At 68.7% G+C, this 12,788-nt stretch carries 9 protein-coding genes; 4 read left to right on the top strand and 5 right to left on the bottom strand.

Annotated elements, in window-relative coordinates; translation table 11 throughout:
* Nucleotides 1–85: 85 nt before the first annotated feature.
* Complete coding sequence (locus ROY82_09570) at nucleotides 86–1,663, top strand: hypothetical protein (protein MDT3682704.1); 1,578 nt, start codon at nucleotides 86–88, stop codon at nucleotides 1,661–1,663.
* A 40-nt stretch (nucleotides 1,664–1,703) separates the two neighbouring features.
* Here the strand turns inward: ROY82_09570 and carB are convergent, their stop codons facing one another.
* Nucleotides 1,704–4,790, bottom strand: coding sequence for a carbamoyl-phosphate synthase large subunit (gene carB, locus ROY82_09565; protein MDT3682703.1), 3,087 nt, complete (start codon nucleotides 4,788–4,790; stop codon nucleotides 1,704–1,706).
* 145 nt (nucleotides 4,791–4,935) lie between these two features.
* On the opposite strand from carB, the gene ROY82_09560 reads away from it, so the two are divergent.
* Entirely contained in the window at nucleotides 4,936–5,679 is a 744-nt protein-coding gene (locus tag ROY82_09560; GenBank protein MDT3682702.1) for a Uma2 family endonuclease, read from the top strand.
* Between the two features lie 125 nt (nucleotides 5,680–5,804).
* Here ROY82_09560 and ROY82_09555 read toward each other — a convergent pair whose 3' ends face one another.
* The 3 genes from ROY82_09555 to ROY82_09545 are packed head-to-tail and all read right to left on the bottom strand — an operon-like array spanning nucleotide 5,805 to nucleotide 8,729.
* Entirely contained in the window at nucleotides 5,805–6,119 is a 315-nt protein-coding gene (locus ROY82_09555; GenBank protein ID MDT3682701.1) for an RNA-binding S4 domain-containing protein, read from the bottom strand.
* A complete protein-coding gene (gene pheA / locus ROY82_09550) occupies nucleotides 6,119–6,985 on the bottom strand; it encodes a prephenate dehydratase (GenBank protein MDT3682700.1) in 867 nt (288 codons plus the stop codon). Before pheA ends, ROY82_09555 begins: the two co-directional genes overlap by 1 nt.
* 16 nt (nucleotides 6,986–7,001) lie before the next feature.
* Entirely contained in the window at nucleotides 7,002–8,729 is a 1,728-nt protein-coding gene (locus ROY82_09545) for a dynamin family protein (protein ID MDT3682699.1), read from the bottom strand.
* A 196-nt stretch (nucleotides 8,730–8,925) separates the two neighbouring features.
* Here ROY82_09545 and ROY82_09540 point away from each other — a divergent pair, with 196 nt between their 5' ends.
* Nucleotides 8,926–10,038, top strand: a complete 1,113-nt coding sequence (locus ROY82_09540) for a thioredoxin domain-containing protein (protein MDT3682698.1) — start codon at nucleotides 8,926–8,928, stop codon at nucleotides 10,036–10,038.
* A gap of 173 nt (nucleotides 10,039–10,211) precedes the next feature.
* Nucleotides 10,212–10,922: a Crp/Fnr family transcriptional regulator gene (locus tag ROY82_09535; protein ID MDT3682697.1), complete on the top strand. Its 711-nt coding sequence runs from the start codon at nucleotides 10,212–10,214 to the stop codon at nucleotides 10,920–10,922.
* Here ROY82_09535 and ROY82_09530 read toward each other — a convergent pair.
* Nucleotides 10,919–12,721: a cation:proton antiporter gene (locus tag ROY82_09530; GenBank protein ID MDT3682696.1), complete on the bottom strand. Its 1,803-nt coding sequence runs from the start codon at nucleotides 12,719–12,721 to the stop codon at nucleotides 10,919–10,921. The genes ROY82_09535 and ROY82_09530 overlap by 4 nt on opposite strands.
* Between the last annotated feature and the right edge of the window lie 67 nt (nucleotides 12,722–12,788).

Below are 12,788 nucleotides of genomic sequence, written 5' to 3'. Positions count from 1 at the left end.
CCACACGCACGTGATGACAGGGAGATACCGCATGGCACAGGCATACAGATACCCGCTCACACGCGTTTGCCTGAAGAGCGGGACCATGACCCTGCCGCTGGCCATGCTTCAGTTGTTCCCCGAACAGGGCCCGATCGTGGCGGTCGACAACGAGACGGGCGCGGAGTACGAACTCGAGCTGACCGCACCTCGAGTCCTCGCCGGGCTGGGCGACCTCTTCGGCGCTCACCAGCTGGAAGTCAACGACGAGCTCCACGTGACCCCGCTGGGCGACAACCGTTTCGGCTTCGACGTCATCACCAAAGCCAAGCGCGCCGCCGACTCACGACCGGCTGCGGTCGCCGCCATGCTCGACGAGTTTGCGTCTGCCGGGGTGGCCGCCACCGAGGCGGAGGTGCACGTCCTCTTCCCGACCCTGGCCGCCGGGCTCGACGTCGGTGAGTACCTGGAGGCGGACCCCCGCTTCGAGTTCCGTAACGGACGCTGGCAGAGCGCCAGGAAGGGCGATGACGCGGCGCCCGAAGGCGCGGCGGAGGAGCCGGCGGCGAGCACGCCGGCACGCATCGCCGCGGAGAGCGTCGATCAGGTCGCCGAGTTGGTGGAAACCGCCGCCGGTGTGCCACGCGGCGGCCAGGCGGCTGAAGCCGAAGCGCATGCGCAGGAGAGTGGCGGCCGGGGCGGCGAGCAACCGCCGCTGTGGTCCGGGAACCGCGGCACGGGCATCTGGCAGGACTTCGCGGCCAGCGCCGGCAAAGAAGCGGCACAGGACCGGCCGGCGCAAGGCGGCCACGTTCACGAGCGGCGCGTTCCGGCACCGCAACCGCGGCCGGACCGCGGCGCCGACAACGAGGGCTCCGACCTGCGCGTCGTCGACCTGGCGCAGAGGTTGCGTCGCGTGCTCGAGCCTCTGGGTTTCAGACTGGAACCGCTCGGCGGTGGGCAGATGACCATAGTCGCCGACATGGGGCGCAGGAAGTACCAGGTCCACGCGCAGTTGCTGCCCGCTGGGGAGCGGCTCGACTGGGCCGCCCTGTTAGCGAAGCGGCGCGGCTCGAGCGCCCGGTACTTGGCGGTGATCGGGGACCATCACGACCTCCTGCGTCTCACCAGCCCCGCCGAACTGGCGCGAGCCACGCTCTGGAGCTGGGCCGCCCTCGATCGCCTGCGCGTGCTGCACGGCACCGTGCCGCTGAGCCCCATCGACCTCGAGTCGTACTTCGAGCATGACGGCCTCTTCGAGGTCGGCCTGGAGAGGTTCGAGAACAGCGTCTCCGAGCGCGTCGCCGAGCGTGGCGCCACCTCGAGGGTCCTCACGCGGTTGGCGAACCTGCGGGCGCCGACCGTGTTCCTCCTGGAGGAGCTCGCCGCCGACGCCGACATGAGCCGCGAGGGCGTGTTGCGCATCCTCGAACGGCTCGCGGAGGCCCCGTTTCACCTGGTGGCCCGCGTCGACCAGGGCGAGTTCCTCCTACGCATGCGCGTGGCCGACGCGCTCGGGAACCTCTCCGCCTACGCCGAGTCGTTGAGGCAACACCTGCCGAATCGCAAACACGAGCGACTGACCGGCCTGGACGACGAGGTCGACGTTACGCCCGACGTAGCGGCCAAGGACCCTGATCAGGACGTCGCCGACGGCGGCGTGGACGAGAGCATAGAGGCCTGAAGCGGCCGACTTGGGCCGGCCAGCGTTGATTTCGGCGATCTTAGAGGTCTTGTAGCGCCCTCACCGGTAGCGGCCCTGCGGCGCGCGCCGCGGCCGCCGCGGCCATGGCCTTGACCGTCCAGGTCGCGGCCTCGGTAGTGGTCACGTAGGGCACCCCGTTCTCGAGGGCGCGGCGCGCCTCCGCCGTTTGTTCGACGTCGATCAACAGCGCGTAGTCGGGCTCCGAGTCAGGTGGGACGGGGCCGCGCTCGACGGCGAACCCCAGCCCCGCCAACACCGCGGCTTGGTCGTCCAGGCCCTCACCTATCAGGCGCGCACTGCCCTCGCCGGGCAGCGCGGCCCCGGCGCCGAGGGCCGCACGATAGTACGCGAGGTACGGGTCGTCGTCGATGCCCATGCTCTCACCCGTGGAGCGCATCTCCGGACCCAGGACCGGCGCCACGCCCGCGAACTTCAGGAACGGCAGCACCACTTCCTTCACGCTGTAGTGCTTGGGCCTGGGCGTTGCCACGAAGCCGAGTTCCGCCAGCGTCTTTCCCGCGGCGATGAGCGCGGCGAGCTTCGCCAGCGGCACGCCCACTGCCTTCGACAGGTAGGGGATGGTGCGGCTGGCGCGGGGGTTGGCCTCGACCACCATCACCTCGTCACCGCGCACCACGTACTGCACGTTGATGAGGCCGAGCACGCCGATGGCCTCCGCCAGCCGCCCCGTGTACTCCTCTATGAGGGCCAGCGCGGTTGGAGAGAGGCTGACGGGCGGCGTGATGCAAGCGCTGTCGCCGGAGTGGATGCCGGCCAGCTCCACGTGCTCCATCACGCCGGCCACCACGGTGGTGACGCCGTCGGATAGCGCGTCGACGTCGACCTCCGTGGCGCCGGCGATGAACTCGTCGAGCAGGATGGAAGGGTTGTCGGGCAACTCGGAGTAGACCTCGGCCAGGTAGGCCGCCAGCTCATCCGCGCTGCGCACTACCTTCATGGCGCGACCGCCCAGCACGAAGCTCGGCCTGACCATGACGGGGTAGCCGATCTCGGCGGCCAGTGCGCCGGCTTCTGCCGGCAGGCGCGCGACGGCCCCGCGGGGCTGCGGGATGCCGAGGGACTGGCAAAGGGCGTGGAAGGTGTCGCGGTCCTCCGCGGCTTCGATGGCCGCGGCGGGCGTGCCCCAGATGGGAACGCCGGCGTCGGTGAGCGGCCGCGCCAGCTTGAGGGGCGTCTGGCCGCCAAGCTGCACGATGACGCCGTCGGGCTTCTCGTGATCGACGATGTTCGCCACGTCCTCGAAGGTGAGGGGTTCGAAGTACAGGCGATCCGCGGTGTCGTAGTCGGTGGAGACGGTCTCCGGGTTCGAGTTGACCATGATGGTCTCGAAGCCCGCCTCCTTGAGCGCCCACACCGCGTGCACGGTGGCGTAATCGAACTCGACGCCCTGCCCGATGCGGTTCGGGCCCGAGCCCAGGATGACGACCTTGCGCCGGTCGGACGGCGGCGCCTCGTCCTCCCACTCGTACGTGGAGTAGAGGTAGGGCGTGTAGGCCTCGAACTCTGCAGCGCAGGTGTCGACGGTCTTGTAGACCGGCGCGCCGTCGTGCTGCAGCCGCGCGGCGCGGACGTCTACCGGGCTCGAGTCCGTGAGCAGCCCGACCTCGCGGTCGGAGAAGCCGAGACGCTTGACCTCGCGCCACCTCTCCCACGACCACCCGGCTATCCCTGGTCCGTCTTCGACCTCGCGCTCGGCCTGGGTGATCTCCTTGAGTTGGGCGAGGAACCAGGGGTCTATCCCGGTGTCCTCGTGGAGGGAGCGCGTGGAACGGCCGCGCCGCAAGAGTTCGAGGACGGCGGGGAGGCGCGCGGGATTGGCGTGAAGGCGGCCGTCGAGCTCCTGTAGCGTCAGGCCCGCAGTCTCGCTCCGGACGTCGAGTTCCAGTGACCGCAGTGCCTTGGAGAGGGACTCCTTGAACGTGCGGCCGATGGCCATGACCTCGCCCACCGAGCGCATCTGCGTGCCCAAGGTGGTGGAGGCGGTCGGGAACTTCTCGAACGCGAAGCGCGGGATCTTGGTGACCACGTAGTCGATGGTGGGTTCGAACGCCGCCTTGGTCTCTTTCGTGATGTCGTTGGGCAGTTCGTCGAGGTGGTAGCCGACGGCCAACAGCGCCGCGATCTTGGCGATCGGGTAACCGGTGGCCTTGCTGGCCAGCGCAGAGGAGCGCGAGACGCGGGGGTTCATCTCGATCACGATGACGTCACCGTCTACCGGGTTGACGGCGAACTGGATGTTGGAGCCGCCCGTGTCGACGCCGATCTCGCGGATGATGTCGATGGAGTAGTCGCGCAGGCGCTGGTACTCCTTGTCCGACAGGGTTTGGGCCGGCGCCACCGTGATGCTGTCGCCCGTGTGCACGCCCATGGGGTCGAAGTTCTCGATGGAGCAGATGATGACGACCGTGTCGTTCTGGTCGCGCATGACCTCCAGCTCGTACTCCTTCCATCCCAAGACGGACTGCTCGACGAGCACGCTGTGGACGGGCGAGTCGTGAAGGCCTTGCGCCACCGTGGCGCGGAACTGCTCCTCGTCGTAGGCGATGCCGCCGCCGGTGCCGCCCAGGGTGAAGCTCGGACGGATGATGGCCGGGTAACCGATGCTCACCACGAACTCCAGGGCCTCGTCCAGGCTGGTGACCATCTTGCCGGCGGGCGTCTTGATGCCGATCTTGGCCATGGCCTGCTGGAAGAGCCGGCGATCCTCGCCCTTCTGGATGGCGGCGTAGTTGGCGCCGATGAGTTCGACGCCGTGCTCCTCCAGCACGCCGAGCTCGTGGAGTTGCGCCGCGAGGTTGAGGGCGGTCTGGCCGCCAAGCGTGGGCAGCAGCGCGTCGGGTTTCTCCGCCGCGATGACCTTGGTGACGAACTCCGGCGTGAGGGGTTCGATGTAGGTGCGGTCCGCGACCTCGGGGTCGGTCATGATCGTGGCGGGGTTGGAGTTGACCAGCACCACCTCGTACCCGGCGCCGCGCAGGGCCTTGCAGGCCTGGGTGCCCGAGTAGTCGAACTCGGCGGCCTGGCCGATGACTATGGGGCCGGACCCCAGGATCAGGATCTTGTGGATGTCTGTACGTTTAGGCATTTGTCAGGGCCTCGCAACCACCAAAGCGCGAGTCTAGCACTCAGTTGGCGCTAGCGCCCCGACGCGGGCGGCGCCGACCCAGGGGTGCTAAGCGTCTGCCGGGCCAGCGAGCGCATGAAGTTGCGGGCCCGCGCATATTGATGGCATGTCGGTCGACCCGGGTGGCACGCCAAAGATCATGTTCGGCCGCGGTGGTCGCAGGCACAGGGGCGGCGCGGCGCGGGCTAGCGGTAACGAGCCGCAGCCCCGCCTCCTTGCCGCGGCCGGGTTCCTGGCGCACCTGCGCTCGGGCGCCGTGGCCGACGCGGGCAGGGCCGAGCTGCTGGGCGGAAGAGTGGTCTTCCTGCCGCGGCTGCTGCCCGCGCAGGCGGCCGCGGTGCTCGGCCTCCATGCTCGGCTGGCGGCGGCGCTCGGCCCGTGGTCGCCGTCCCGCAGCAGCGGGGCGGCGTACCGGCCACCCGCGGAGGCAATCAAGCGGCCGCTCCTCGGGCTCGGCCCAGAAGACCTGCTCAGGCCCGAGATCGCGGTGCTGGCAACACCTGCCCGTTGGCTCGAAGAGCCCGAGGCACTTGGCCAGCCGCGTGAGCGAGCGTTGGCAGGCGAGAGCCTCGGGTCCGAGGGCGTGGTCCTCGCCGTGGAGCTGGCCATTGCCGGCCGTAACGCCGGGGGTCGCTCGCGAACGGAGGGAGCCGTCACGCCGCGCTTGGCCGCGTACGCCCGGGCGGGCGTACGCGAGGTGTGGCTCCTCGACCTGCACCGGGGTTGGACGGAGGCCTACCGGGCGCCGTGGTCCGGTAGCTTCAGGTCGCGCACGCTCTGGTACCCAGGAGAGGAGGTGCCGTTGAGTTCGTTGCCGGGAGTGACGGCGTTGGCGTTGGAGACGGGCTGAACCTCCTTGCGCGGGTGGGCCGGGCGGTTCCCGGCGCCTACGGTGCTCGCGGTGCTCGCGGTGCCCGCGGTGCCCGCGGTGGTCGCGGTGCGAGAGCCCGCGCCGAAACTGCCCACGCGGGTGGGTCAGCTTTCCGGGGTGGGTTCGAACTCGATCACGAAGGCCTCGGCGCCCACCATCACGCTGTCCCCGGCCACCAACCGGTGCTTGCGGCGCGTCTCCACCACGCCGTTCACCCGCACCTCGCCCCGCTGGATGAGGTGTTTGGCCTGCCCGCCCGTGGTGGCCACGCCGAAGAACTTGAGGGCGTCGTCGAGGCGCAGGGAGGGGGCCTCTGCTGGGCCGCCTCGTTCTGGGCTCGGCCCCGGTTCGAGATCGGGCCTCGCTTCGCGCTCCGGCCCCGGGTCGCGCTCCGGCCCCGGGTCACCGGTATTGCCCATCAACTCACTTCCACCGGGTCGGCCGCGGCGTAGCTGCCCAGGTACTTGACGAACGCGGCCCGCCGCATGAGGTCGGCCATCGCCGCCGCCACGTTCGGCTCCTCGATGTGGCCGTCGATGTCGATGTAGAAGAGGTAGCTCCACGGCTTGTCGCGCCTGGGCCGCGATTCCAGCTTCGTCATGTTGATCTCGTGCAGCGGGAAGACCTCGAGGCACGTGACCAGGTCGCCGGGCCGGTGCCGCGTGGCGACCACCAGGCTCGTCTTGTAACGCGTCTCGTCGCCGGGCGGTCTGGCGCTCTTCGCCCTGGCGTCGGCGTAACCGAGCACGAAGAAGCGCGTGAAGTTGAAGGGTAGGTCCTCGATCTTCTCGGCCACCACTTCGAGGCCGTACTCCTGCGCCGCGCGCAGGCTGGCGATGGCGGCCTTCCCCTCCCCGCCGTTCTCGGCGAGGAGCTTGGCCGCGCCCGCGGTGTCGAAGTCGGTCACGGCCTCGAGGCCGTGCTTCCGGATGAAGCCCATGCATTGGGCCAGCGCCTGCGGGTGGCTGTACACGCGGCGGACTTCCTCGAGCTTCACCCCGGGCTTCACGAGGAGGTTGTGGTGCACGCGCACTATGCGCTCCCCCACGACGTTCATGACCGAGTCGGTCAGGAGGTCGTAGGTCTGGTTGATGGAACCCGCGAGGCTGTTCTCCACGGGCAAGCAGGCGTAATCGCAGGTACCGTCGGCGGCCGCCGCGAACGCCTCCTCGAAAGTGGGGAACCCGACGGCCTGCCCCCCGGGGGCGAAGCCGAGGGCGGCCTCCTCACTGAAGGCGCCTGGAACGCCTTGGTACGCGACGCGGGCCGGTCTGGGATCGGTCATGGCGAGGAGTCTAACGCTACGCGGTCGTCTCGACCTCGCGCCGCAGCTTACTCAGGCGACTCGTGATGGCCTCGAGCTCGGCTTGCAGCTCGTGCAGCCGCGCGAGTTCGGCCCCCACGAAGCGCGTGTAGGGGCTGATGGCCGCCGTGAGCTTCTCCTGTGAGCGCGCGAGTTCGAGGGCGAACTGCTTGCTCACCCCCTCCTCCAAGGCCGCCTGAAGCTCGCTCATCTTGGCGCGTAGGTCGCGCTTGGCGCGCGCGCGTTGGCGGGGGAAGACGAGGAGCCCGAGGCCCATGACGGTGAGCCCGACCGCCAACCCGGTGATGTCGAGAGCCGCACCCGTCATGATGGCCAGCATCGCGGCACTTAGCCCCAGGCCGCCCACCTCGAGCAGGCCCGTCTGGATCACGGCGCCCTGCAGGCGATCGGCGAGCTGCCTCGCCTCGGTGGGCGCGTCGTACTCCATCAAGCCCGATCCGAGCTGCTCGCGCATACCGCGAAGCAGCGCCTGACGGTCGTACTGGAAGCGCCCGCCTACCTCGCCGATGATGCGGTCTTGTTCGGACGCCCGCTTCTCGTTGAGGAAGCTCATGACGTCCTCCCACAACTGCAGGTTGCGTCCGATGAACCAGTCGACCAACTCGCCCAGACCCTTGTCGATCTCGGCCTCCGCGCTCTTCACCACGTCGGCCTCGAACTCCTCCTTCACCTTCTGGGTGTTCATGAGCTTGGCGATGCGGCGCCAGCGGATGGTGTCGTCGAAGAACTCCTCGCCCCGCTTCTCGACGCTCTCGAGCACCGAATTGATGGCGTCTACGTGAAGCTTGAGGTCCTTCTTCAGCTCACTCTCGAAGTGGGCGCGTTGCCGCTCGACCTCGGCGAGGGTGGCGCTGTCCTCGGTCAGCAGCCCGAGGCGGTTCTCGAGCACCTCGGCGTAGTGCTCCGCCGTGCGTTTGGCCACGCCCAGCGGCGTGAGGAGCTTCAGTTTCAGGCGGTCGGCGCCGAGGCGCTGGCGGATGGCCGCCTCCAGCTCGGGCAGGCCGGTCGCCGCCAGAGCCGCATCGTCGCCGGAGCGCCGCGCCTCGAAAGCCTGGCGGGCGCTCACGCCGAACACTTCGGGGGTGGTGCCCAGCGTCTCGCGAGCGTGCTCGGTGACGAAGTCGAGCACGGCGGTCCGCTCCGCGGGCGTGGCCAAGATGTCGATCTTGTTCACGACCATCAGGACCTTCTTGCCCCACGACTCTATGAGCTCGAGGAACTCGCGCTCGCTCTGCGTGAACGGGCGGTCGGCGCTCGTGACGAAGAGCACGAGGTCGGCGCGCGGCACGAAGCGTTCGGTGAGCAGCTGGTGGCGCTCCACGATGGCGTTGGTGCCGGGGGTGTCCACGAACGCCACGGTGCCCAGCAGCTCGCTCGGGTAGGTGCGTCGAACGAGGTCGTGGCCGTCCTCCACCTCGGTGATCTCCTCGCCATGAGTGATGACGGTCACGCGGTCGGTGGTGGGGGTCACGCCCTCGGGCATGACGCGCTCGCCGAGGAGCGCGTTCACGAGACTCGACTTGCCGGCGTTGAACTCGCCGGCCACGACCAGCAAGAAGATGCCGTCGAGGTCGTCGATGGCGGTGCGTACGTCGGCGACGTACTGCGGGTCGGCCTCGAGCTTGGCGAGCAGGATGAGGAGGTCGGTAGCGGCTCCACGCTCACGTGCCACGAGGTCGCTCAGGCCGGTCGGAAGGTCGAGCATCGCAGGCAAGATACCACGTAGCCGACGCGATTCCCGGGCAGCCGGGCCCGGTGGAAAGCCCGCCACGACCCGTGCGGGGGCCCGCTAACTTACACTTGGGCAAGGCGCCGGAGCTACTAGCCGAAGGCGCGGATCGTCGCGTGCAACCCAGACGACCACCAAGCCGCCGGCCGCGGCGTGATATGGAGATGTTCGAATGCACTCCCCAAGGCAAGTCACCCGTCATATCGCAGCGGCGTTCATTGCTACGCTCATCGCTCTGGCGCCCGGGGCCGCCCGGGCCCAGCTCGGCGACTCGCCGCAGAGCCTGCTCGACGCGCTCGTCGAGTATTCCCCCGCCCCCACGGACGGCGGCTACCTCGTTGCGAGCGGTTTCAACTTCGAGATAGAGGCGCAGGGCGACGTCGCGGTGGGAATCACCGGCTCCGGCGCGCTGAGCGACGCCAACATCCGCTTCCTCGGCGACCTCATCGGCGCCGCCAGCGGCTACGGCGCAGGCATCGCCGCGCCCGTGGCGGACTTCTTCCGTACCCGCGCCTCGGAGCTGGTCGGCGGCGGCGAGGTCGCGTTGGAGGTCATGGAGTACCTCATGTACGTCGACATCACGGCTCCTGCCGAGCCGGAACCGTCCGGCGGCGAGGCGGCGCCCGCGACGGCCGGGCCGGACGCCGTCAGCGTGCGCTTCGTGCCGCAACTCATAGAGAGCTCGCGGTTCGGACCGGCCGCTCACGCGCTGGGGCCCGCCGACGCCACGCACGTCGTGCGCCTCTTCACCGACCTGCAGTGCCCGTTCTGCGCCCAGTTCGAAAGCCTCGGCATGCCCATCGTGATCGACGAACTCCTCCCCCGCGGAGACGTGCGCTTCGAGTTTCACCACTTCCCGCTCAAGAGCATCCACCCGAACGCCGTGGCGGCCGCTGAGGCTACCGAGTGCGTATCGGACGAGGTCGCGCAGGCCAGCGGGCATCAGGCGGGCGAGGACGCCTTCTGGGCCTACCAGGCCGCGTTGTTCGATGAGCAGCAGACCTGGGCCAAGCTGCCCGACCCGATCGCCACCTTCGTGACGGTGGCCGACGACCTCGAGCTCCCCTCGGAGAACCTCGCCGCCTGCATTCGCGGGGGTGAGCAAGGAGCGAAGATCGAGGAGGCTTACCGCAGCGCGGCGCAAGACCTCCGCCTCACGGGCACACCCACCGTGTTCGTCGACGGCCTCAAGGTCAGCGATTACCGCGTCCTTGCCGACTACCTCAGGCTCATGCGCCTGAGCACCGCCTTGAGCGAGCGCGCCGCGCAAGCCGACCAACCGTGACGGTCTTAGGGCGGCGGTCGATGCTCGGGTCGAGCAGCGCGCGCCCCGTCCAACCGGGACGCCTACGTGCCGCGATGTGCGATAGTAGACGCCGAAGTAGTAACGCGTATGGATGGCGGTGAGCGGTGTAAGGCCCCGTTCCCGACTTTCCTGGGGCGCAGGAGGGGAGCTTGATGACTGAAGCGAGCCAGTATCCGAGTCTTGTGTGGCACCTCAAGAACACGGAGTTGTTCGAGGACCTGACTCCGGACGAGATCGAGCAGATGGCTCGCATCACGCCCTACAAGCGCTTCGCGGCGGGCGAGATCGTCTATCACATGGAGGACCCGGCCGACGCGCTGTACTTCATCCGCGACGGCATGGTCAAAATCTCGATGTACTTCCCGAACGGCAAGGAGATGATCCTGGGCCTGCTCGGCAAGTACGACATCTTCGGCGAGCTGCTTCTGCTGGAGAGCGAGCGGCGCCCCAACCAGGCAGAAGCGGTGACCGACACGACGCTCATCGTCATGCCCGAGATGGAGTTCCAGCGCCTCCTGCAGCAGCAACCGCGTATCGCGATGAAGTTCATCCAGGTGATGAGCACGCGGCTGTGGCAGGCGCAACAGTGGCAGGCGGAAGTCGGCGCCTTCGACGCCCCGGGGAGGCTCGCGAACCTGCTCCTGCGGCTTGCCGGCGACTTCGGAGTACCGTCGGACCGCGGCACCGTCATCGACCTGACCCTCACCCAGCAGGACCTCGCCAAGATGATCGGCGCCACGCGCGAGACGGTCAGCCATTGCCTCGCCAGGCTCCTCGAGTACGGCGCGGTTCGTCGCCGCCGCTCGCCCATCACCGTCAACGTCGACAAGCTCCAGGAGTTCTTGGACGAAGCTAGCCTCTAGGAGGGCACCAGCAGCGCGAGCACACTGCCCGACTGCTCGCGCTCCGGATCGGTGCGCTCCGAGATCACACGGACGACCTTGCCGTTCACCATGAACAGCGGCACGGCGCGAGACCCCATCTCGGTCAGGTAATCGGCGAGGCTGTACTCCTCGCTTAGCTCCTGTTTGCCGAACACCGCCCCGGCCTCGTGCAGGTCGCGCAGGCGGTTGAACGATAGCTCTTCACTCGAGAGCCAGGTGCCGCGGTTGTCCCCACCCAGGCGCCTCGTGCCGTCGTGGCGCTCTTTCGGGGCGAGTTGGTAAACGTTGGCCTTGCCGAACTCGCGCGCGTACTTGACGGCGGTGAGAGCGTTCGCCTCGTCGTTCGACGTGAGGGCCAGCAACCGTCCGATCCCTGCGAGCCTCACCTGATCGTCGCTGCGGTCCGAGAGCAGACTGCCGAAGTAGGTGGTGAGTCCCAGGGTGCGCGCCGCGGCGACGTTGTAGCGGTTGGTGTCGGCCAGCACCACGGGCAAGCCGGCGTCGGCGAGGGCCTTACCTATCTGCCGCGCCACGCCGTGGGCCCCCAGGATCAGGAAGCCCTGCGGGTTGGGATCGGCGACGCCCAGCGCCACACCCAGTGGCTTGGCGGTGAGGCTCGCGAGCAGCACCGTGCCCACGATGACGATGAACACCAGCGGCACGAGCACGCCCGCGTCGATGATGCCCGCCGCTTGCAACCTGGCCGCGAAGAGCGACGTGACCGAGGCCGCGACTATCCCGCGCGGCCCCACCCACGCGATGAACGCCCGCTCCTTGAGCGCCAGTGCCGAGCGGATGCTGCTCAAGAAGACGTCCAGCGGGCGGATCAACAAGATGATGATCCCGAGCAGGAGCAGCGTGCGCCACGAGAGCACCGCCAGAATCTCCGTCAGTTCGATATTCGCGGCCAGCGTTATGAACAGCATGCTGACGAACAGCACGGTGAGGTCTTCCTTGAACGACAACAGCGAGTCGAGGTCCGGCACCGACGCGTTGGCCACGATGATCCCCATCACCACGGCGGCGAGCAGGCCGGCCTCGGAGGAGACGAAGTTGGTGAGCGCGAAGGTCGAGAAGAGCAGCGCGAGCGCCGACACGTTGATGAGGAAGTCGGGAATGGCGCGCCGCTTGAGTAACCAGGCGAGCGCCAGGCCGCCCAGCGCCCCCAAGCCGACCCCCACGAAGACGAAGCGCCCGAGAAGCAGGGCGATGGTGGCCAGCGATTCGTCGCGGCTCTGCAAGATGATGGCCTCGAAGACGAGGACTGCGACGAGCGCGCCCACGGCGTCGATGACGATGCCCTCCCACTTGAGGACGCTGCTGACCTTCGAGTTCGGCCGCACGATCCGCAGCAGCGGCCCGACCACGGTGGGACCGGTGACGATGATCAGGGCCCCGAAGAGGAGCGACAGCTGAGGGCTGAGTCCGGCCACGAAGTAGCCGACGGCGGCGCCCCCGATCCACGTGACCAGCGCTCCCCAAGTGACCAGGTTCAAGACCACCCGGCGCGTATCGCGGATCTCGGAGAAGCGCAGCGTGAGCCCGCCCTCGAAGAGGATCAGGCCGACGGCAAGCGACACCAGGGGGAAGAACAGGCTGGCGGGGAAGAGCTCGGCCGGACGCACCCAGTTCAGGACCGGGCCGACGAGGAACCCCACGGCGAGGAGGAAGAGGATGGCCGGCACGCGCACGAACCAGGCCAGCCACTGCGCGGCTACGCCCAGCGCGATGATCGCCGCTATGGCCAGGGAGGGTGTCGCCAGCAGAACCTCGTGCATGATGTCAAGTCTCACTTGTCGTGAACGCGGTGTCGAGTCTTTGCGGCACCCGGTGGCGGGCGTGCCT

Origin of the sequence: Truepera sp. (assembly GCA_032027045.1) — a bacterium.
GTDB lineage: Bacteria > Deinococcota > Deinococci > Deinococcales > Trueperaceae > JAAYYF01.
This window is presented reverse-complemented; position numbering and strand designations above follow the sequence as displayed.

Excerpts from the sequence above, each read along its gene's own strand:
- ROY82_09570 (MDT3682704.1), top strand. The coding sequence starts at position 86 with ATGACCCTGCCGCTGGCCATGCTTCAGTTGTTCCCCGAACAGGGCCCG.
- carB (MDT3682703.1), bottom strand. The coding sequence starts at position 4,790 with ATGCCTAAACGTACAGACATCCACAAGATCCTGATCCTGGGGTCCGGC.
- ROY82_09560 (MDT3682702.1), top strand. The coding sequence starts at position 4,936 with ATGTCGGTCGACCCGGGTGGCACGCCAAAGATCATGTTCGGCCGCGGT.
- ROY82_09555 (MDT3682701.1), bottom strand. The coding sequence starts at position 6,119 with ATGGGCAATACCGGTGACCCGGGGCCGGAGCGCGACCCGGGGCCGGAG.
- pheA (MDT3682700.1), bottom strand. The coding sequence starts at position 6,985 with ATGACCGATCCCAGACCGGCCCGCGTCGCGTACCAAGGCGTTCCAGGC.
- ROY82_09545 (MDT3682699.1), bottom strand. The coding sequence starts at position 8,729 with ATGCTCGACCTTCCGACCGGCCTGAGCGACCTCGTGGCACGTGAGCGT.
- ROY82_09540 (MDT3682698.1), top strand. The coding sequence starts at position 8,926 with ATGCACTCCCCAAGGCAAGTCACCCGTCATATCGCAGCGGCGTTCATT.
- ROY82_09535 (MDT3682697.1), top strand. The coding sequence starts at position 10,212 with ATGACTGAAGCGAGCCAGTATCCGAGTCTTGTGTGGCACCTCAAGAAC.
- ROY82_09530 (MDT3682696.1), bottom strand. The coding sequence starts at position 12,721 with ATGCACGAGGTTCTGCTGGCGACACCCTCCCTGGCCATAGCGGCGATC.